General features: G+C 49.5%; 17 protein-coding genes. 14 read left to right on the top strand and 3 right to left on the bottom strand.

Translation table 11 applies throughout. The annotated features are described in order from the left end of the window. Positions 1–268 precede the first annotated feature (268 nt). The 7 genes from DWW90_RS20835 to DWW90_RS12795 all read left to right on the top strand — a co-directional run bounded on the left by DWW90_RS20835 (position 269) and on the right by DWW90_RS12795 (position 7,291). Entirely contained in the window at positions 269–2,251 is a 1,983-nt protein-coding gene (locus DWW90_RS20835) for a family 43 glycosylhydrolase (protein WP_233547744.1), read from the top strand. A gap of 98 nt (positions 2,252–2,349) precedes the next feature. Beyond that, a complete protein-coding gene (locus DWW90_RS12770; protein WP_122345251.1) occupies positions 2,350–3,231 on the top strand; it encodes a DUF3078 domain-containing protein in 882 nt (293 codons plus the stop codon). Between the two features lie 107 nt (positions 3,232–3,338). Continuing rightward, positions 3,339–4,358 carry a phenylalanine--tRNA ligase subunit alpha gene (gene pheS / locus DWW90_RS12775; protein WP_115501154.1) on the top strand — a complete coding sequence of 340 codons (1,020 nt, stop codon included), beginning with the start codon at positions 3,339–3,341 and terminating at the stop codon, positions 4,356–4,358. 79 nt (positions 4,359–4,437) lie between these two features. Next, complete coding sequence (gene crcB, locus DWW90_RS12780; protein ID WP_122345252.1) at positions 4,438–4,824, top strand: fluoride efflux transporter CrcB; 387 nt, start codon at positions 4,438–4,440, stop codon at positions 4,822–4,824. A gap of 4 nt (positions 4,825–4,828) precedes the next feature. Further along, entirely contained in the window at positions 4,829–5,473 is a 645-nt protein-coding gene (nth, locus tag DWW90_RS12785; protein WP_122345253.1) for an endonuclease III, read from the top strand. 7 nt (positions 5,474–5,480) lie between these two features. Beyond that, positions 5,481–6,380, top strand: coding sequence for a hypothetical protein (locus tag DWW90_RS12790; protein ID WP_122345254.1), 900 nt, complete (start codon positions 5,481–5,483; stop codon positions 6,378–6,380). Between the two features lie 62 nt (positions 6,381–6,442). Then, positions 6,443–7,291 (top strand): Bro-N domain-containing protein, encoded by an 849-nt coding sequence (locus DWW90_RS12795; RefSeq protein WP_122345255.1) that lies wholly within the window; start codon positions 6,443–6,445, stop codon positions 7,289–7,291. A gap of 3 nt (positions 7,292–7,294) precedes the next feature. On the opposite strand, the gene DWW90_RS12800 is transcribed toward DWW90_RS12795, so the two are convergent. Further along, complete coding sequence (locus tag DWW90_RS12800) at positions 7,295–7,765, bottom strand: CinA family protein (RefSeq protein WP_122345270.1); 471 nt, start codon at positions 7,763–7,765, stop codon at positions 7,295–7,297. Continuing rightward, positions 7,765–8,793 carry a tRNA (adenosine(37)-N6)-threonylcarbamoyltransferase complex transferase subunit TsaD gene (tsaD, locus tag DWW90_RS12805; RefSeq protein WP_122345256.1) on the bottom strand — a complete coding sequence of 343 codons (1,029 nt, stop codon included), beginning with the start codon at positions 8,791–8,793 and terminating at the stop codon, positions 7,765–7,767. Before tsaD ends, DWW90_RS12800 begins: the two co-directional genes overlap by 1 nt. A 119-nt stretch (positions 8,794–8,912) precedes the next feature. Here tsaD and DWW90_RS12810 point away from each other — a divergent pair, with 119 nt between their 5' ends. Further along, positions 8,913–13,379 carry a translocation/assembly module TamB gene (locus DWW90_RS12810; RefSeq protein WP_233547747.1) on the top strand — a complete coding sequence of 1,489 codons (4,467 nt, stop codon included), beginning with the start codon at positions 8,913–8,915 and terminating at the stop codon, positions 13,377–13,379. 344 nt (positions 13,380–13,723) lie between these two features. Here the strand turns inward: DWW90_RS12810 and DWW90_RS12815 are convergent, their stop codons facing one another. Continuing rightward, positions 13,724–15,400 carry a putative transporter gene (locus DWW90_RS12815; RefSeq protein WP_115500864.1) on the bottom strand — a complete coding sequence of 559 codons (1,677 nt, stop codon included), beginning with the start codon at positions 15,398–15,400 and terminating at the stop codon, positions 13,724–13,726. Positions 15,401–15,511: 111 nt separating this feature from the next. On the opposite strand from DWW90_RS12815, the gene DWW90_RS12820 reads away from it, so the two are divergent. The 6 genes from DWW90_RS12820 (at position 15,512) to DWW90_RS12845 (ending at position 21,328) form a co-directional block, all read left to right on the top strand. Then, complete coding sequence (locus tag DWW90_RS12820) at positions 15,512–16,360, top strand: peptidylprolyl isomerase (protein ID WP_115500865.1); 849 nt, start codon at positions 15,512–15,514, stop codon at positions 16,358–16,360. A gap of 58 nt (positions 16,361–16,418) precedes the next feature. Beyond that, complete coding sequence (locus DWW90_RS12825; RefSeq protein WP_122345258.1) at positions 16,419–16,811, top strand: hypothetical protein; 393 nt, start codon at positions 16,419–16,421, stop codon at positions 16,809–16,811. A gap of 75 nt (positions 16,812–16,886) precedes the next feature. Next, positions 16,887–17,327: a MarR family winged helix-turn-helix transcriptional regulator gene (locus DWW90_RS12830; protein WP_122345259.1), complete on the top strand. Its 441-nt coding sequence runs from the start codon at positions 16,887–16,889 to the stop codon at positions 17,325–17,327. Further along, entirely contained in the window at positions 17,305–18,618 is a 1,314-nt protein-coding gene (locus DWW90_RS12835; protein ID WP_122345260.1) for a TolC family protein, read from the top strand. The genes DWW90_RS12830 and DWW90_RS12835 overlap by 23 nt, the downstream gene beginning before the upstream one ends. Before the next feature lie 12 nt (positions 18,619–18,630). After that, entirely contained in the window at positions 18,631–19,707 is a 1,077-nt protein-coding gene (locus tag DWW90_RS12840) for an HlyD family secretion protein (protein ID WP_122345261.1), read from the top strand. Between the two features lie 16 nt (positions 19,708–19,723). After that, entirely contained in the window at positions 19,724–21,328 is a 1,605-nt protein-coding gene (locus tag DWW90_RS12845; RefSeq protein ID WP_122345262.1) for an MFS transporter, read from the top strand.

Genomic DNA, 21,328 nt, shown 5'->3' on the forward strand with positions numbered 1-21,328 from the left:
TACCCTTAAACAAGGAACAACAGACAACAAACTTATCTTTGTTAACTATTACCTGTTTTATACAGGTTATCCAATAAAATTCAGGATCAGAAAATAATAAAGATGACCATCATATGAAAATTACCCGTAATGATTTACAGATTGACAGTCTCTACAAATAATTAGAAATTCATATAGTAAGAATTTTCCATTTTAAAATCTTTTCTTTGTATTCGTGTCAATAAATCACTTATTTTTGCACCCATATTTAATCTTAATATCGAATAGCATGAATAAAGGTGTATTTATTGTATTGTTCAGCTTACTGCTGCCCTTCGGAATCTTTGCCCAACCGAAAGGAAAAACTACCCATACCATACCGTCGGAAAAAGATATGGGAGCTTACCTGATGGTCTATTTTACGGACCCGACACATAGCCTTTTTATGGCTGTCAGCCGTGACGGTTATTCTTTTACGGCTGTTAATAACGGACAACCGGTTATCGCCGGCGATACGATAGCCGAACAGCGCGGCATACGTGATCCGCATATCTATCGCGGTCCGGACGGTGCTTTCTATATGGCCATGACCGACCTACATCTTTTTGCCAAAGAGAAAGGATACCGGACAACCGAATGGGAACGGGACGGGGAACTTTATGGCTGGGGAAACAACCGAGGACTGATACTGATGAAGTCTTTCGATCTGATAAACTGGACGCACACCTGTGTCCGTATCGACAAAGCATTTCCCGATGAATTCGGAGAGATCGGTTGTGCATGGGCTCCCGAAACGACTTACGACCCTGTGGAGAAGAAAATGATGATTTATTTCACGATCCGCAAGGAAGGAAAAGGAAAAACCAAACTTTATTATGCCTATACGGATGACGATTTTACCCGTTTGGTGACAAAACCCGCCATCCTCTTCGAATATCCCAATCCGGAAATCCAGGTATTGGATGCCGACATCACGCACTTGCCCGACGGACGTTTCTGTATGACATACGTAGCACAGGAAAAAACGGGCGGCATAAAGATGGCCATGTCCGATAAGATCAACAAAGACTACGTTTATCAGCCTCAATGGATAGACCTGGAACCGGGAGCTTGTGAAGCGCCCAACGTCTGGAAACGCATAGGAGAAGACAAATGGGTACTGATGTACGATATATTCAGTATCAAGCCTCATAATTTCGGTTTTGTCGAAACAACGGACTTCGTCACGTTTAAAGACCTCGGACATTTCAACGAAGGGGTGATGAAATGTACTAATTTCTCCTCCCCCAAACATGGAGCAGTGATACAAATCACAACAGAGGAAGCCGACCGGCTGGAACAATACTGGAAAAGCAAATATACGGCTATACCTTTGGATTCCATCCACCTGAGTGATCCATGTATCCTGGCTGACAAAAAGACTAATATGTATTATATGACCGGAACGGGAGGACGTCTGTGGAAAAGCAAGGACCTCGCTCTGTGGGAAGGTCCGTATCAGGTTACACAAACCGATCCGGACTCATGGATGGGTCCCAAGCCGGAGATCTGGGCGGCAGAGTTACACGAATACAAAGGCAAATATTATTATTTCGCAACTTTTACAAACAACGCGATCCGGATAGATTCCGTAAAAGGAAACGTAATCCCCCGCCGCGCCAGCCATATCCTGGTCAGCGATAAACCCGACGGACCTTACAAGCCGATGAAAGACCCGGTTTATCTTCCGGAAAACATGCCCACACTGGACGGCACTTTCTGGGTTGATGGCGATGGGAAACCTTATATGGTTTATTGCCACGAATGGCTACAGAATCTGAACGGGACGATCGAAAAGATCGAGTTGAAACCGGATCTAAGCGGTCCCGCCGGAAAGGGCAAAATACTGTTCCGTGCCAGCGATTCGCCCTGGAGTCGTGAAAAGATGGGAGAGAAAGTTCTGCCAAACCGGGTGACTGACGGCCCCTGGTTGTTCAGGACTGGTACGGGACGTTTAGGTATGATCTGGACAAGTTGGGTATTCCAGGATTACACACAGGGAGTAGCTTATTCGGAAAGCGGAACGTTGGACGGTCCCTGGATACAGGAGAAAGAACCTGTTACCCCGCCTAATTTCGGGCATGGCATGTTGTTTCAAACATTGGATGGAAAATGGTTGATGTCCGTCCATAGCCACAAAGATGTAAACGGGAAATACATCCGTGTCCCTCATCTTTTCGAAATCGATTTATCGGGAGATAAACTGACGGTAGGCAAACCTTATCTGCCATAACCGGAAATCAAGCTTTCCTCAAAATAAACAAAATCGGGTGCTACCTGTTGTTTTATAAAAGACGTCTTCAATTAAAACAACTTACAAAAACAGAATTTATGAAACGTGTATATTTAATGGTAGCACTCGTGATGGGAAGCGTTGCCGGATACGGTCAAACAGATGACAAAGGGTATGAAGAAGGGAAATGGGTGCTGAAAGGCATTACCGGTGTCAATATGTCGCAAACGGCAGTCAGCAACTGGTCGGCCGGTGGTGAAAACTCTTTTGCAGGCAATGCATACCTGAACGGGACGCTTACCCATAAGCGAGCGAATTGGCTATGGATCAGCAACATCGGACTGGATTACGGATTGACGAAAACGAAATCGCAAGGTGTGCAGAAAACATCCGATAAGATCGCATTCTCTACCCAGTTAGGCTATAAAGCAAGTGAGAAATGGTATTATACGGCAATGGCCGACCTCAACACCCAGTTCTATAAGGGATATAACTATCCGGACAAATCACATTACATTTCCAAATTCTTTGCTCCGGCCTATTCCAATATCTCATTCGGTATGGACTTCCGTCCGAAAAGCAACTATTCCCTTTATCTCTCCCCGATTGCTGGCAAACTGACATTTGTGGAAGACGACTACCTGTCAAATGAAGGAGCATTCGGTGTCGATCCCGGAGACCGTTTTAAAGCGGAACTCGGCGCCTTCATCAAAGCAAAAGCGGAACAAAAGATTATGGAGAACGTAAACCTGATCACAAGCGTCGATTTCTTCACCCCCTACGACAAGCAGTTCGGCAATGTAGACGTGAACTGGGATATGCTGATCAATATGAAGATTAACAAATACCTCAGCGCGACACTCAACACCACACTCAAATACGATAATAATGTGAAAACCTTTAACAAAGAAGGTGAAAAACATGGTGCAAAAGTGCAATTCAAGGAAGTATTGGGTATCGGCGTAGCTTACAATTTCTGATAAAAAGCGGGTAAATGCTTCTATTTTTTCAAAAAAACCAGCCACAATCGGTTGCAGTATCCAAAGAAAGGGCTAAATTTGCACGTTGAAAACAAAAATGATTAGAAATGATCAATAAGATTAACGCTCTGCTTAATGAAGTGGAGAACCTGAAAGCGGCTAACGCTGAAGAACTGGAAGCATTACGCATTAAATACCTCAGCAAAAAAGGTGAAATTTCTTTGTTGATGAACGATTTCCGCAACGTTGCGGCAGATCAGAAGCGTGAAGTAGGCCAGTACCTCAATAAACTGAAAGAGGCAACTCAAAATAAAATCAACGAACTGAAAGCAGGCTTTGATAATGTACAGACGGTAAACGATGACATCGACCTTACCCGTACAGCCTACCCGATCGAATTAGGGACCCGCCATCCGCTTTCACTCGTAAAGAAAGAAATCTGCGACATATTCGGACGCTTAGGATTCAGCATCGCTGAAGGACCGGAGATCGAAGACGATTGGCATGTGTTCTCTTCTCTGAACTTTGCAGAAGACCACCCGGCACGCGACATGCAGGATACTTTCTTTATCCAACATAATCCGGACGTATTACTTCGTACACATACATCTTCCGTACAGACCCGCGTAATGGAGAATCAGGAACCTCCTATCCGCATCATCTGTCCGGGACGTGTCTATCGTAACGAAGCAATCTCCTATCGCGCACACTGTTTCTTCCACCAGGTAGAAGCCTTGTATGTGGATAAGAATGTTTCTTTTGCCGACCTGAAACAGGCTTTACTGTTTTTCGCCAAGGAAATGTTCAGCGCGGATACGAAAATACGCTTACGCCCTTCTTACTTCCCGTTCACCGAACCTTCCGCCGAAATGGATATTTCTTGTAATATCTGCGGTGGCAAAGGCTGTCCGTTCTGTAAAGGAACCGGCTGGGTGGAAATCCTCGGTTGCGGTATGGTAGACCCGAATGTACTGGAAAACTGCGGTATCGACAGCAAAGTATATTCCGGCTATGCATTGGGAATGGGTATCGAACGTATAACAAACCTGAAATACCAAGTAAAAGACTTACGCATGTTCTCCGAAAACGATGTTCGTTTCCTGAGACAGTTTGAGTCAGCCAATTAAGTTGAGAACCTAAATCATTTACCATCTTCCCCGGGTCCTTAACCAACCCGGGGAAAAACACACTAAAAACGTAAATGGTATGATAAAGGTTCTACTACTTATAACAGGAGGGGCAATCGGTACTCTGTTCCGCTTCGGGGTTTCGACGTGGGTACAGCGTTCGATGCTACACTCCTTCCCTTTCGGGATACTTTCGGTCAATGTGATCGGATCTTTTTTGATCGGCTTTTGTTGGAGCATAGCCGAAACAACCAATCTCTCTGCTAACGCAAGAGTTTTTCTCTTCACCGGCCTGTTCGGCGGATTTACCACATTCTCTTCGTTTGCACTGGATACGATGTCGCTGATGAAAACCGGCGAATATAAACTGGCATTTCTGAATATACTGACCAGTAATCTGTTAGGATTGTTAGCCGTATTCCTGGGACTGCTTCTTGGTAAAAATACGATGTCACTCATTAAATAATGATATGCGAAAAGAGGAACGATATAAAGGGGTATTGAACTGGTTCAACGAGAATGTGCCGGTTGCCGAAACGGAGTTGCATTATGACAATCCGTATCAGTTGCTTATCGCCGTAATCCTATCCGCCCAATGCACGGACAAACGGGTGAATATGATCACTCCCGCCCTCTTTCAGGATTTCCCGACTCCCGAAGTAATGGCAGCCTCGACACCGGAAGTCATCTTCGAATATATCCGGAGCGTCTCCTATCCCAACAACAAGTCGAAACATCTGGTCGGCATGGCAAAGATGCTGATGTCGGATTTTGGTGGTGTCGTACCATCCGATATCGACGAACTGCAAAAGTTACCCGGCGTAGGTCGCAAGACGGCAAATGTCATAGCCTCGGTCGTCTACAACAAGCCGGCAATGGCTGTCGATACGCATGTCTTTCGCGTAGCCAACCGCATTGGCCTGACCAACAACAGCAAAACGCCGTTGGAGACAGAAAAGGAATTGGTGAAGCATATCCCGGAGGAACAGATTCCGATCGCCCACCATTGGCTGATCCTACACGGACGTTATACTTGCATCGCCCGCAAGCCTAAATGTGAGGAATGCGGACTCAAACCTTGGTGCAAATATTTCCTGGATCCCAAGAAAACGTAAGACAGAAATGAAAGCTGACAAGCGGGAAATAGTGACGTTTACAATAGCTGCTCTCGCTACGCTGGTGGCAGTCTGGTTCTTTTTAGGCAAAATGCAAAAAGAGAAGAAGGTTGTGCAAACTGATCTATATACGCTGGTGGCTCCGGCATCAGACGCAATCCTGAGTGTGAACCGTCCTGCCGCTTTCTCTAAATACATACTATCCCGGAAACCGGAATACGACGCTTTCGCTTCCCGGATACCGGAAATATACCTTTCCATTATCCAAAACAACCGGGATCTTTCCCCATTGCTACTCTCCTTCCATCCTCAAGGGGTCGTCCTATACACACAAGCAGGAAAGAATCTTATCAACCGGATAGAAAAGAATACGTTGCAAAAGGCTTTCGGCTCATTTGCCCCACAAAAACAGACCAGGAATGATATCGTATTCACCTATTATCCGGATAACGGCAACCGCTTCTTCGGTTACTACCAATACAACGGCATCTGGGTGGCAAGCTATAGCAAGAAGCTGTTGGAAGAAGTCGCCCAGATACAAAAGAACAAGCAAAACTATTTGCTCCCCGACCAGGACCGCCTGCGCCGGACATTTGACGCGAACGCTCCTTTGAACCTGATGATACAGTCGGACAGCCTCAACCTGTACGTCTCCCTGCCCGACTCGACCGAATGGCGAATCCGGAATTGGTGGCTGGGTGCCGACCTGTTCATGAACGAAAACCACCTCTGCTATTTCGGCAGCCTCCCCTATAACGCAACCGCCGACAGCCTGTACGCACCGTTAGGCGACACGCTGGCACTACGCCTCGAACAGACATTCCCCCAATTCCACATAACCAATCAAACCACACGGGAAAACAACCGGATGTTTTATACGGGATGCCTGGAGGCGCAAGATAAATAAGTTATAGTGATACATTTAGAATAGAAATGATTACCTTTGTTCCAAACCTATAAATATCAAACATGACACAACAGAACACAATCAAAATCTTTGAAGAAAGAAAGGTACGTACCTTATGGGATAGCGACAAGGAAGAATGGTATTTTTCCATTGTAGACGTAATAGCAGTATTAACAGATAGTCCTAATCCAAGAAAATATTGGAGTGTACTAAAAAATCGTCTAAAAAAAGAAGGAAGTGAGTTGACTACAAATTGTAGTCAACTGAAAATGCTATCATCAGACGGCAAATACTACAAAACCGACGTCGCCACCACCGAACAGCTATTCCGCCTGATACAATCCATTCCCTCCCCGAAGGCTGAACCTTTTAAACAATGGATGGCACAGATTGCAACAGAGCGTCTCGACCAGATGCAAGACCCGGAACTATCTATCGAGCAAGCGATGCTCGACTATAAACGGCTGGGATATTCCGATAGCTGGATCAACCAACGTTTAAAAAGCATCGAGATACGCAAGGACTTAACCGATGAATGGAAACGGCACGGTTTGCAGGAAGGCATACAGTTTGCCACACTGACCGATATCATCTACAAAACCTGGGCCGATAAAACAGCCAAGGAATACAAACAGTTTAAAGGCTTAAAGAAAGAAAATCTTCGGGACAACATGACGAACAAAGAATTGGTATTAAATATGCTTGCCGAACTCTCCACCAAAGAAATATCCGAAGCCACAACTCCGGAAACAATGAGAGATCATATGGAAGTAGCCAAACAAGGTGCTACAATAGCTCGTAACGCCCGCGTGGAACTCGAGGAAAAAACAGGGCAACCTGTTGTGACACCGCTCAACGCAAAAAACATCCTGCAACTGAAAGTAGAGAAGGAAAACGGAGAAGATATTTGAGCATCAAAGCTGCAACATCTCCTTCAACATCCTCAACGCCGTACGAGCCGCCTGACGGATATTCTCTTCCCGCTCCGTGCCGAAATGGAAGCATTCGGACACCACTTTGTCTTTCAGGGCGGCAGCAATCCAGACCGTCCCGACCGGCTTTTCAGAGGTTCCGCCACCGGGACCGGCGATACCGGAAGTGGCAACCGCACAATCACAACCCAACGTACGGATAGCCCCCAATGCCATCTGTTCGACAACCGGACGGCTGACGGCGCCATATTGCATCAGGCTCTCTTCCGAAACGCCCAGCACATGATGCTTTACCTCATTGCTGTAGGAAACCACCCCCCCGCAGAAGTAATCGGAACTACCCGCCACACGCGTAATCAGATGTGCAATATATCCACCGGTACAGCTTTCTGCCGTTCCCATCATCAAATGACGGGAACGAAGCAATTCACCTATTTCAATTTCAATATCCATCATCCCAACTTATTCAACACACGTGAGAACGGAACAGCATCCATCGGACAGAACTGCTGATCCAGGTATTTGTAATAACCTGTTATGGCAACCATCGCCGCATTATCCGTTGTAAAAGAGAACTTCGGGATATGGACCTTCCAGCCGAACCGTTTGGCATGATCGAGGAAAGCATCGCGCAAACCGGAATTGGCCGAGACGCCACCCGCAACAGCCACCTCTTTTATATTCAAATCCTTTGCCGCCTTACGCAATTTATTCATCAGGATGTCAATTACTGTTGCTTGCAGAGAGGCACAGAGATCCTGCTTGTTCTTCTCGATGAAATCAGGATCTTCCTGCAACTTATCGCGCAGGGTATAGAGAAAAGAGGTCTTCAGTCCACTAAAACTATAGTCATAACCTGGAATATGCGGTTTGCTGAATGTAAAAGCATTCGGATTGCCTTCGTTGGCAAGGCGGTTCACGACAGGACCACCGGGATAACCGAGCCCCATGACTTTCGCGCACTTGTCAAACGCCTCACCCGCCGCATCATCAATCGTCTGTCCGATCACTTCCATATCGTTATAGGCATTCACCTTAATGATTTGCGAGTTTCCTCCCGAAACCAACAGGCAAAGGAACGGGAACGAAGGAGCATGATCGTCTTCCGGCGTCTCCTTGATAAAATGAGCCAATACATGCGCCTGTAAATGGTTGATCTCGATCATCGGGATATTCAAAGAAGCGGACAGGCCTTTGGCAAAGGATGTCCCCACCAGCAACGATCCCATAAGGCCCGGACCACGGGTAAAAGCGACAGCACTCAGTTCGGATTTATCGATACCGGCACGCTTGATTGCTTCGGCAACCACCGGGATAATATTCTGTTGATGTGCGCGGGAAGCCAGCTCGGGAACTACACCGCCATAGGCTTCGTGAACAGCCTGGCTGGCAATTACATTCGACAGCATCACGCCGTCGCGTATTACAGAAGAGGAAGTATCATCGCAGGATGATTCGATTCCTAATATAGTCACACTCATATCTTCGTTTTAATTTTTGTGCAAATTAACGAAATCTCTCGGGATATTGTTGTAGTTTTGTGCTTAAATATAGTAAAGATATCAAAGGACTTAAATACATAATCATCACCCTACTCACTCTGTTCTGGATATTCTACGCAACCCCGGCCATCTTGTTGCGCATTCCTTATGTGCAGCAAAAAGTGGCAAACACGGCGACGTCAGAATTATCCGAGCGTTTAGGTGTGCCCGTCCGAATCGGGAATGTAGACATCGAATGGTTCAACCGCCTGGTGCTTGAGAATCTGTATCTGGAGGATGAAAACGGCAATGTACTACTCGAAGCCAACCATGTATCGGCCGGATTCGAGATACTCCCGTTGATGAAAGGCAAGATCGTATTTTCTACCGCCCGCCTGTTCGGCTTCACCGCCAACCTGAAAAAGGAGACACCGACAAGCAAGCTGAACCTGCAATTCGTAATCGACGCCTTCGCCAGTAAAGATACGGTTAAGAAGGATTCCAATATCGACCTGCGCTTCAATTCGATCTTGATCCGGCGCGGTAACTTCCGTTACGACGTGGAAGACGCCCCTCACACACCCGGCAAGTTCAACGCCAAGCATATCGACATAAAGAACATAAGCGCCAAGATAGCAATGAAGGCATTCAACAAAGACAGCCTCAACGCCAACATCAAGAAGATGAGTTTCGACGAAGCCTCCGGTTTCTCTTTGAACAAACTCTCGCTCAATGTGGTGGCAAACAAAGACAGCGCTATCATCAATAACTTCGAAATCAAACTGCCGGAGACGGATCTCAAGATAGACCGCGCCCATATCAATCTGGAAGAGGCGACCGACGTGAACGAACTGCTGAACCATTCGCCGGTCGTATTGAATATCGCACCTTCCCAGGTCTGCCTGAAAGACCTTTCCGCCTTCGTTCCTGCATTCCGCAATTTCTCGGAGGCAATCGAACTTTCGGCCGAAGCATCCGGCTATATCAACAACATCGACCTCAAGCGGCTGACGCTGAAGTACAGCGATAAGATGCTGTTTATCGGCAAAATGGAGATGAAAGGGATCACCCATCCGGAAGACGCCTATATCTTCGGGCAGGTAAACAAGATGTACATTACGACCGAAGGTATCTCAGGCATGGCCAATAACTTCAACGAACATCCGGTCACGCTTCCTGATGCGATTGTCAAGTTAGGAACGATTAACTTCACCGGCGAGATATCCGGTTTCTTCGATAACCTTGTGGCATTCGGCAAATTCTCGTCCGCCATCGGGTCCGTGCAGACCGACCTTATTTTCGGTAGCGACAAAGAGAACAATATAGCCGCCTACCTGAAAGGGCATCTCTCCACCTCCACCCTGTATCTGGACGAGCTTTTCCCGGAAGGCAACCCGTACGGGACAGCCAAGCTGGACCTTACACTCGACACCCGCCGCCCGAAGAACGGTTCTTTCTCGGGAAATATCAAAGCAGGTATCGACGAGTTCGAATATAAAGGGTATAAATACGAGAACATCCTCCTCTCAGGAAACTTCAAGAAGAACGGCTTCAACGGGATAATCGACATCGACGACCCGAACGGCAAGCTCTATGCCGAAGGCCTCTTCCTCCACGAAGGGAAAAACTCAAAGTTCAACTTCACCACGCATCTCGAACATTTCCGCCCGGACAGCCTCCACCTGACCGACAAGTACGAGGCACCCGATATCTCCTGCTCGCTCTACGCCGACTTCACAGGAAACAATATCGATAACCTGGAAGGTAGCATCACGCTGGACAGCCTTTCTTTCCGGACTGCCCCGGACAGTTTTTTCCTGAAACAACTGAAAGTGGAAGCCACAGGCCATTCGCTGGACCGCCATCTGACAATATCGTCCGATGTCCTGAACGGTGAAGTGACAGGAGCCTACTCCTTCACTACGATTGTTCCCAGCCTTATGAAGACACTGAAAGGATACGTGCCAGCCCTGATAAACGTAACGCAGAAGAAACAGGAGATAAAGGAAAACAACTTCTCCCTCTTGCTGACAATCGAAAACACGGAAGATATCTCAAACACCCTGAAGCTGCCTTTTACCATGCTGCACCAGGGGCGCATCACAGGACACTATAACAACCAATACAACCGCTTCCGTTTCGAAGCCTACCTGCCGAAGTTCAACATCGGCAAATCCATGTTCGAAGGCGGCTACCTGACGTGCGACAATCCCGAAGACAAGGTGAACCTCCAGCTAAAAGCGACCAACTACAACGCCAAAGGGCTGCGCAACTACCTGGATCTGAAAGTAGACGCAAAAGACAACCATGTGAATACGCTGGTCGGTTGGGCAAACAACAAGCAGCGCCTTTTCAAAGCCGACCTCTCCGCCTCTACCCTCTTCATTGAAGAAGAACAGGAGAAAGGACCGGCCACACTGCGTACCGAAATCTCGCTGAACGAAAGCCCGCTGGTCTTGAACGACTCGACCTGGCATATCGCTCCATCCACCATTTCCATAGCCGACGGCAAAATAGGGATACGGAACTTCTCCGTCACCAACGGCAACGAATACCTCCACATGGACGGTGTCGTTTCCCGGGACCCGTCCGACACCCTGCTGCTGGACCTGAAACAAGTAGAGCTAAGCTATATCTTCGACATCCTGAACATACCTGTCCTGCAATTTGCCGGAAAGGCGACAGGGACCTTCAATATCACCGACCTATACGGTAGCCGGATGCTGAACACCGACCTCGAAGTGCAGAACTTCTCGTTCAACCAGGTACCGTTGGGCCGCCTCAACCTCTTCAGCGAATGGGACGACCAGCAGAAAGGTATCCTCATGTTAGGAAGCATCTACAAGAACGACACGACCTGGACCGACGTCAGCGGCTACGTCTATCCCGTCGGCAAGAACGCCGGCCTCTCGCTCTTCTTCGGGGCAAACGATATCAATCTCGCTTTCCTGCATCCCTTTGTCGAGAATGTAGCCAAGAACATGCAGGGGCGCGGCTTCGGGAATGTCCACCTCCACGGTCCGTTCAAGGCGTTGAACGTGGAAGGAGACGCCTATGTGCTCGACGGAGGCTTAGGCATCGAATACCTGAATACCTACTATACCTTCTCCGACTCCATCCACCTGACGCAGGATGCGATCATCGGACGGGGCGTAACCGTACACGACAAGTTCGGCAACTCGGCTAAGGTGAACCTGACCGTCAACCACCAGCACTTTAAGGATGTCAGTTTCGATGTCGACGTCCAGACAAACAACATGCTCGTGTTCGACGCCCCCCAGAAACAGAATCCTCTGATATTCGGAACTGTCTTCGGAACCGGTACCGCCTCTATTAAAGGCAACGGACAGCTGATCAACTTCGACATCAATATGCGGAGCGACCCCAAGACCTCCGTTAAGCTCGACTTTATGAACAACTCTTCGGCGGCCGACTACGACTTCATCACCTTCGTCGATAAAAAGAAATTACGCGAGATAGCCCGGACCGCACCGGCCGACTCTATTAAACCCCTTATCTTCAAAGACGAAGATGACGGGGCGGAACTACGCATGAATTTCCTGCTCGACATTACCCCCGATGCCAGAATCGAACTGATCATGGACCCTGTCGGCGGTGACAAGATTGCCGGTAATTGCAGCGGAAGCCTCCAGATACAATACGGTACGAAGACGGACCTCCGCATGTACGGCAACATCGGCATCGTTGAAGGAAATTATAACTTCAGCCTCCAACAGCTCATCCACAAAGACTTTAAGATACGCGACGGCAGTATCATCAACTTCCGCGGGGACCCGTTCGAAGCGACAATGAACGTCAACGCGATTTATAACCTGACTGCCAACATACAGGACTTGGATGCCAGCTTCGCCTCCGAAAGCGCACGGCGAAACATTCCGGTCAACTGCGTGCTAAACCTCGATGGTGTGTTGCGCAACCCAACTATCTCATTTGATCTGGAACTGCCCGGCTCTAACGAAGAATTGGAACGACAGGTGAAAAGTCTCGTGGACACCGAAGACATGATGACGAAACAGATCGTCTATCTGCTTGTCCTCAACAAGTTCTATACGCCGGAGTACACGAACAACCAGTTTAAGTCGAACGACTTCAGCGCCGTTGCCTCGTCCGCCATCTCGTCCCAGATATCGAGCCTTATGAACAGTTTCACGGATAAAGTGCAACTCGGAACCAACATCCGTACCAGCCAGGACGGCATCGAAGATACGGAAGTGGAGATGCTGCTCTCCAGCCAGCTGTTGAACAACCGCTTGATCTTTAACGGAAACTTCGGCTATAAGAACAACGCGACCCAGAAGAACGCTTTCATCGGCGAGTTCGACCTCGAATACCTGTTGACGCCCAGCGGCGACATCCGCCTGAAAGCCTACAACCATGCCAACGACATGTATATGTTCCTTAAACAAGCCCTCACCACGCAAGGCGTCGGTATCATGTATAAGAAAGATTTCACTCGCTTCTCCGACATCTTCCGCCGGCGAAAAAGATTCCCGTTGATCCCGCTGCGTCCGGCAGCACCGGACAGTACAACGGTCATTCCGGAAAGAAATAAAGATTACTTTTAGCACAAGTCATTTCTCCGGGCCTCTATTGCATGTTACGGCTGTATTCTTTCCATGTCACAACTGTCTTCCTTCTATGTTACGGTTGGGGTTCTTTTGTTTCACAGCTGTGACATGAATAGCGGGTAGGTACGGAGGGGGCACACATCCCACATCGTTCACTCTATCTTCCGGGTTGTTCCTTCCTTTACGGCACTATAAACCCATGAAGTACTGCGATACCATTTTACAGGCGATCCTGACTCGTCAGGACCTTCACGCTTTATACAATGTACCGTAGAGATGCACAGCCATACATCTCTACGGTACACCGACAAATAAGGATATGTACATATTTACATTATATCCTATGCAAAGAACAATATCAACAACTGCGCCGTCAGTACCCGAAGGAACATGGTCAACGGATAGACAGTTGCATAGCCGACAGACGGAGCATCGTTTCCGGCTGTCGCATTCGAATAGGCCAATGCAGGCGGGTCGGTCGTACTACCGGCGATAAGTCCCATTAAGGTAAAATAGTTCACCTTGCAGAAGTAACGTCCGATACAGCCGATGATCATCAGCGGAACAAACGTGATGATGAAGCCGTAGCCGATCCAGGCGAAACCGCCATTGTTCACGATCGTATCGACAAAACCGTCACCGGCGCTGATCCCCACACAGGCAAGGAATAGCGTGATACCGATCTCGCGCAACATCAGGTTCGCACTCTGTGTCGTATAGGTTATCAGTTTATAGTGATAGCCGAAACGGCTGATCAGGATAGCAACAATCAACGGACCACCCGCCAGACCTAACTTAACCGGCTGCGGAATACCGGGGAAGGTGATAGGAATGCTTCCTAAGATGATACCTAATGCAATACCGACAAAAATCGTGATCAGGTTCGGTTCGTTCAAGCGTTTCATCGAGTTGCCCAAGACCTTCTCGACATTGGATATTGCCGTTTCCGTACCGACAACATTCACACGGTCGCCCACTTGCAAGGTCAGTCCCGGCTTGGCGACCAAGTCGACACCGGCACGGGTGATACGGGTGATATTGATACCGTAAAGTTTACGCAGCTTCAACTGTCCCAGGCGCTTGCCATTCAGTTCCGGCTTCGTGATCAGGATACGGCGGTTGATGAACTGGCTTTCCATGCGAATCCACTGCTTACGCTCCATGTCGATCTCCTCGCCGATAAAGGCCTTGATCGTTTCCGCATCCGCCTCAGTCGTGATCACAAAAACTTTGTCGTTCTCCTGCAAGACAGTATTTGCAGAGGCAATCTCGATTTGCTTATCGCTGTCGCGCCAGATACGCGAGATCACAAAGTCGCGGTGCTCCAAGAGGTTCGACAGTCCGGCAACAGTCTTATTGAAGATAGCCGGATTCTTGACCACCAGCGAAATAGGTTTAGCCTCATTGGTGTGGGAGGCATCTTCACTGTTCAGTTGCTCGTTCTCCTTATCGAAGCTCACGCGGAAGATATACCGGATCAGGATGATAGACAGGATGATCCCGATCACACCCAACGGGTAAGCAACAGCGTATCCCAACGCGATTGTATTGTCCGCCACCCCGTGCATATCGGAATAGGCCTGCTGGGCGGCACCCAATCCCGGCGTATTCGTTACTGCCCCGGACAAGATACCCACCATCGTCGGCATCGGAACGCCGGTCACATAATGCAGGATGATAGCTGTTGCCACGCCGAGGAATACGATTCCGCATGCCAGCATATTCAGCGTGATCCCCCCTTGTTTAAAGGAAGAGAAGAAACCCGGCCCGACCTGCATACCCACGGAATAGACGAAGAGTATCAGTCCGAACTCTTTGAAAAAGTGAATCACGTTGTGGTTGATAGTAAAACCAAAGTGCCCTAAAATGATTCCCACAAACAGCACCAGAGTAATTCCTAAAGAGACGCCGAAGACCTTGATCTTACCCAACTGTATGCCCGCAGCAATCACAAAGGAAAGTAGAAGTATGGAGTGGCCAATGCCCTCACCCCATAACAAATCGTTAATCCAATTCATAATATATACGTGTAGTTATTATCTTTATTCGCCTTAAGGACAGCAAAGGTAGATATTTACTTTGTGTTTAACAACATAAATTGTATCTTTACCCGCCAAATAATTTAAAAGATGAGAAAGAGCTATTATATCCTATTGGGCTTGCTGGCCTGCCTGTCGCCGGTCTTTGCCCAGAACGATGCAGACACGGTGACATCTGCATCGGAACAAGTACCGGCGAAGATAGTAACCATTAATACAAGTGCCGGGACGATGAAAGCAAAGTTGTATGACGACGTTCCCAACCACGTCCGCACCTTCATAGACCGGGCCAAACGGGGCGAGTTCGACGGGACACTGTTTACCCGTGTGCTCCCTGAATTTATGATACAGGGTGGCGCACCCGACTCGCGCAACGCTCCAGCCGGTGCCCGTTGCGGTTTCGGCGACCGGAACGCAGAGATCATGCCGGAGATGAGACCCCACCGTTTCAATAAACGCGGAGCACTGGCCGCTCCCCGCCAGAACGACGACATCAATCCGCAAAAGAAATCGGACATGTCCCAATTCTACATCGTACAGGGAAAGATCTATACCAACGGCGAACTGGATACGCTGGAAATGATTGCCAACCAGGACATCAAGGAGAAAGCGATGGAGAAATACTTCTACCCCGTCCGCGCCGAACTGCGTATGCAAAAAGTCAGCAACAAGCGCGAATACCAGAAGCGTCTGCGCCAGATCAATGCCCAGGTCGATTCAGTGGTGCGCTCCACCCCCGGGCACCTGCTGTTCACCAAAGAGCAACGGAAAGCCTACACGACCGTAGGTGGTTGCCATCACCTGGATGGAAACTACACCGTATATGGCGAACTCGTTGAAGGTTTCGACGTGCTCGATGCCATTGCCGGACAGCCCCGCGACGAATACGACCGCCCGAAAAAGGACGTCCGTATCATCAAAGTCACCGTAAGCAATTGACAATGGACAATGGACAATTATTTCTTCATTATTAATTCTTAATTTTTAATTTACCAACGTGCTTAAACGAGATTTCATCATGGTACAGATCGAGGAACTGGCTAAAGTCGTCCTCCAGATCATTACGAACCGCAACACGAATGCAGCCCGCCGTATTCCGGAACTGATACAAACCGTGTACACCTCCCTGAAGCTGGACCGTCTGACACTGATGACGGTTCCGCTCGAAGAACTGATCCGCCGCCTCAACAGCGATGACGGCGGTGGCATTCCCCGTCTCGAGATCGCCGTCAAAACCCTGATCGAAGAGAGCTACCTCCACCCCGGCGAAGAACAGGATATGTTGCAGCGGGCCAAGCTCCTGCTGGAATATATCCAGACGCACGACAACACATTCTCCTTGGAACGCGTCAGCCTGTTAGACGAATTGGAACAGCGTCTCAGCAAATAATTAGTTAAACCTTTAACCAAAATACCAAAGATATTTTCTACCTTTGCGCCGGAAAAGCAAAACAGCAAGACAGCAATGGTAGAGAATGAAGCAGCACACGAATTAGTACTCCAAATCTTAAAGACGCGAATGACTTTCCGCCAAACTATACAGAGAGTACTAAAGTCCAATAACGTCGACATGACATTCGAAATGCTCCAGGTGATGCACCGCCTATGGAAAAAGCCCGGAGTCAGCCAGCAATATCTGGCGGAACAGACAGCCAAAGACAAAGCCTGCCTGACCAATCTCATCAATAACCTGGAGAAGAAAGGTTGGGTGGAACGGCGTGAAGACCCGTCGGACAGGCGCAACAAACAAATCCACCTGACCGAAGCAGGGGAAGAACTTTCACACCGCGTAAAGCCGCTCCTCCATAACATCTATGATGAAGTCGGCGCACGCCTGACAACCCGCCAGATTGAATCGTTTATGAACAACTTAAAGAAACTGGATGAGATACTGGACAAGATATAGTTTATTATTGTTACTTATATTCACCAAGCCTGCTGCGGGAAATGCCCAGCAGCAGGCTTATCCTCTTTCCCTCGACGAACTGTTCAAGTTAGGAACCGAAAACAGCCTCCGCCTCCAGGCCAGCCGGATGCAGGAAGCGATTGCCGGCGAAGAAGAAAAGACGGCCCGTACCCAACAGCTGCCCGACATCAGTGTCGGAGCGACAACCGGCTACATCGGCCAATCCACCATCTTCCGGCAGGGACTGTCGAAGCCGACGCATCCCGATATGCCCGACTGGTCGCATAACTACAATGTAGAAGTGGCACAACCGCTCTACCAGGGCGGTAAGATACGCAACACCATCCGCCGCGCCTCACTCAAAAGACAGGTAGCATCCCTCAGTACGGCAGGCGACCAGGCAGACGTGAAGCTCTCCCTCCTCCGCCAATACATGGACCTCTTCGCCCTTTACAAAGAGACGGAAGTGCTGGCACGCAACATCGAGGAATCCGACCGCCGCCTAACAGACATCCGCCGTATGTGGAAAGAAGGCATCGTCACACGCAACGACGAGATACGCAGCGAACTGCAACTCACCAACGACCAGCTCGCACTCCGGGAAGCCAACGACAACATCTCCATCGTCTCCCAACAGCTCGACATCGTGCTCGGACTCGACGAAAGCCTGCTCATCCGGCCGGACACCACGCTCCTGGCTGCCAGTACCTCCCTTAGCAGTTGCGAAGCCTATATCCAACAAGCCTACTCGAATTACCCGGGCCTGCAAATCGCCCGCTACAATACACGCCTGGCAGAAAACGACATCCGCCTGTCACGGGCCGACTACCTGCCATCGCTTTCCATCCATGCCGGCAATACGCTGTCACGACCGCTCACCAGCACGATGGAAGATATGTTCGCCAACAACTGGAACGTGGCCCTCAGCCTCTCCTACAACCTCTCGTCCCTCTACCGGAACAAGCACAAGATGCAGGAAGCACGGCAATACGTCAGCCTCCGCCACAACGCCGAGGAACAGATGATGCAACAGATACGCGTCAATGTACGTACCGCCTACATCCGCCACCAGGAAGCCATCGACCGGGTGAAAGCACTGACACTCTCCGTCAGCCAAGCCGAGGAAAACTACCGGATCGTCAACAACCGCTACCTCAACCAGCTGTCCATCCTGACAGACCTGTTGGACGCCAGCAGCGTACGGCTCAACGCCGAACTACAGCTTACGACGGCACAGAGCGAAGCGGTCTATACCTATTATCAACTTATGCACGCATGTGGAAACTTATAAACCCATAACAAAATGAGCACATCTATCCATCATAAAAGAAGAAAACGGCTGATACGGATAAAGATCAGGAATATCATCGTGAACACCGTCTGCACCCTCCTCATCCTGGCAGGTATCTCGTGGACAGTCCACTACTTCTGGAAGTATGTCAACTACGAGATCACGAACGACGCAGTGGTCGACCAATACGTAATCCCCGTCAACATCCGCGTGCCGGGCTACATCAATGAAGTCCGCTTCACCGAACACCAGTTCGTACACGCCGGCGATACGCTTCTCATCCTCGACGACCGCGAATACCGCATTAAGAAGAAAGATGCCGAAGCCGCCCTGATGGATGCCCGTGCCGTCCGTGACGCACTCAGCTCCGGTATCCGCACCTCGGAAGTGAACGTCTCCGTACAAGATGCCAATATCGCCGAGACGAAAGCCCGCCTCTGGCATCTCGAACAAGACTACCGCCGCTACGCCAACCTCCTGAAGGAAGAATCCGTCTCCCGTCAGCAATATGAACAGGTAAAAGCCGACTACGAAGCCATGCAGGCACGCTACGAAGCCTTGACACACCAGAAGCAGGCCGCCCAATCCCAATATTCGGAAACAAACAAAAAGACAGGCAGCGCCGACGCCGCTATCCTCCGTAAAGAAGCGGAACTGGAAATGGCAGAACTCAATCTCAGCTACACCGTCGTCACCGCCCCATACGACGGCTACATGGGGCGCCGCACACTCGAAAAAGGACAGTTGGTCCAAGCTGGGCAGACCCTCACCTATCTGGTTCGCGAACAGGATAAATGGATAACCGCCAACTATAAGGAGACACAAATCCCCAACATCTACATCGGCCAGAAAGTGCTTATCAAGGTAGACGCCTGGCGGCAACGCACCTTCCACGGCGTCGTCACCGCCATCTCCGAAGCGACCGGCTCCAAATACTCCCTTGTGCCGACCGACAACTCCGCCGGCAACTTCGTCAAGATACAGCAACGCATCCCTGTCCGGATCGACCTGCAGGATGTTTCGCCCGAGGACATGCAACTGCTCCGGGCCGGTATGATGGTAGAAACGGAAGCCCTGTTGAAACACTAACAACAAAAGGAAGAAGATGAGCCGGCTACAAGCACTGAACGTTCCGATCCGTCCCTGGGTACCCCGGTGGCTGGGGCTTGTTACGGCTTTCGTCATACTGCTTCCTATCATGTTGATCAACGGGGCGTACACGGGCGATATCATCGAAGTGTCCGGCACATTAGGCGTGATGAGCGAAGACATCCGCATGGCCTATTACGCCACATCAGCCGGTATGGCAATCGCCTACCCCATCATTCCCAAGCTACGGCCGGTCATCACCACAAAAACCGTCCTGCTGAGCGACCTTATGCTACAAGTTGTCCTCAGCCTGATCTGCGCCAACGTGACAAAGATGGAGATTGTCATTGCCTGCAGTTTCTTTATCGGCATACTGAAAGCTTTCGTCATGCTGGAGTTCATCATCATGACACGCCCGTTCTTCAGTCCGTCGAACGTCCGCAGCGAGTTCTACGCCTACTTCTATCCGCTGGTATTCTCCGGCGGCCAGATATCGATGGCGTTGACGGCGCAGCTTGCCTACTCCTACCAGTGGCAGTATATGTATTATTTCGTGATCATCCTCTTGCTGGTGGCAATCCTGTTCGTCCTCATCTGTTTCCGCTATGCCCGCCGGCCGATCAGTTTCCCTTTCCGGGAGATCGACTGGAAGAGTATGCTGTTAGGTTCGTCCGTCCTATTGATGATTATCTATGTGGCGACTTACGGCAAAACGCTCGACTGGTTTTCGTCGGACAAGATAGTGGCTTACACCTGCATCATTCCGGTGCTCCTGTGGCTGTTCGTGTACAGGCAGAAGGTACGTAAAGTCCCTTATATACGACTTACGGTTTTGAACAGCAGCAAAGCGCTGATCGGATACCTGTTCATGGTGATTACGATGGTGCTTTCTTCTTCCAGCTCGCTGCTCACGAGTTATCTGAACTCGGTGCTCAGGGTGGACAGCGTACATGCCAATTCGCTCTACCTCTGGATGCTGCCCGGTTTCATCTGCGGAGCCATTATCTGTTTCTGGTGGTTCAGGTGGCAGCGGTGGCGCTTCAGGCGGCTGATAGCCTGGGGAATGACCTGCTTCGCCATCTACCTGGCAATCCTCTATTTCGGCATACGGCCGGACGGGACGTACGAGATGCTATACCTGCCAATGTTCTTCCGCGGAATGGGGATGCTGATCCTCTTTATCGCCTTCGGTGTCTATGTGGTGGAAGATATGGACCCGAAGCTGACGATATACAACGCCTTTTTCCTGATCACTTTCCGGTCGGCACTCGCACCTGCGCTCGCCGCCTCGTTCTTCAACAATATGATCTACCGGATGCAGTTGCAATCGATGTCCGTCCTATCCGAAACCATGCGCATGGACAACCCGCTCGCCGCCGGTCCATACAACCAGGCGCTACAAAGTGCATTGGCACAAGGCCGCCCCCTGGAAGATGCCACGCAGCTGGCCACCAATACACTCTACAATACCTTGCAGGTACAAGGACTGTTGCTGGGACTGAAAACCCTGATCGGCTACACCCTGCTCTTTACCATCATCATGGCCATAATCTCCCGCTTTATCCCGTTCCATAAGACCTTGAAAGTCGCAATTGTACGGACCGGCGAAGATATGGTATAA

The organism is Parabacteroides sp. AF17-28 (assembly GCF_003479205.1).
In the GTDB taxonomy this organism is placed as follows: Bacteria; Bacteroidota; Bacteroidia; order Bacteroidales; family Tannerellaceae; genus Parabacteroides; species Parabacteroides acidifaciens.

Bases quoted from the DNA above. Each gene is read 5' to 3' on its own strand.
- tsaD (WP_122345256.1), bottom strand. From the start codon at position 8,793: ATGAGTGTGACTATATTAGGAATCGAATCATCCTGCGATGATACTTCC.
- crcB (WP_122345252.1), top strand. From the start codon at position 4,438: ATGATAAAGGTTCTACTACTTATAACAGGAGGGGCAATCGGTACTCTG.
- DWW90_RS12795 (WP_122345255.1), top strand. From the start codon at position 6,443: ATGACACAACAGAACACAATCAAAATCTTTGAAGAAAGAAAGGTACGT.
- DWW90_RS12845 (WP_122345262.1), top strand. From the start codon at position 19,724: ATGAGCCGGCTACAAGCACTGAACGTTCCGATCCGTCCCTGGGTACCC.
- DWW90_RS12820 (WP_115500865.1), top strand. From the start codon at position 15,512: ATGAGAAAGAGCTATTATATCCTATTGGGCTTGCTGGCCTGCCTGTCG.
- DWW90_RS12840 (WP_122345261.1), top strand. From the start codon at position 18,631: ATGAGCACATCTATCCATCATAAAAGAAGAAAACGGCTGATACGGATA.
- DWW90_RS20835 (WP_233547744.1), top strand. From the start codon at position 269: ATGAATAAAGGTGTATTTATTGTATTGTTCAGCTTACTGCTGCCCTTC.
- DWW90_RS12830 (WP_122345259.1), top strand. From the start codon at position 16,887: ATGGTAGAGAATGAAGCAGCACACGAATTAGTACTCCAAATCTTAAAG.
- DWW90_RS12815 (WP_115500864.1), bottom strand. From the start codon at position 15,400: ATGAATTGGATTAACGATTTGTTATGGGGTGAGGGCATTGGCCACTCC.
- pheS (WP_115501154.1), top strand. From the start codon at position 3,339: ATGATCAATAAGATTAACGCTCTGCTTAATGAAGTGGAGAACCTGAAA.
- nth (WP_122345253.1), top strand. From the start codon at position 4,829: ATGCGAAAAGAGGAACGATATAAAGGGGTATTGAACTGGTTCAACGAG.
- DWW90_RS12835 (WP_122345260.1), top strand. From the start codon at position 17,305: ATGAGATACTGGACAAGATATAGTTTATTATTGTTACTTATATTCACC.
- DWW90_RS12770 (WP_122345251.1), top strand. From the start codon at position 2,350: ATGAAACGTGTATATTTAATGGTAGCACTCGTGATGGGAAGCGTTGCC.
- DWW90_RS12790 (WP_122345254.1), top strand. From the start codon at position 5,481: ATGAAAGCTGACAAGCGGGAAATAGTGACGTTTACAATAGCTGCTCTC.
- DWW90_RS12800 (WP_122345270.1), bottom strand. From the start codon at position 7,765: ATGGATATTGAAATTGAAATAGGTGAATTGCTTCGTTCCCGTCATTTG.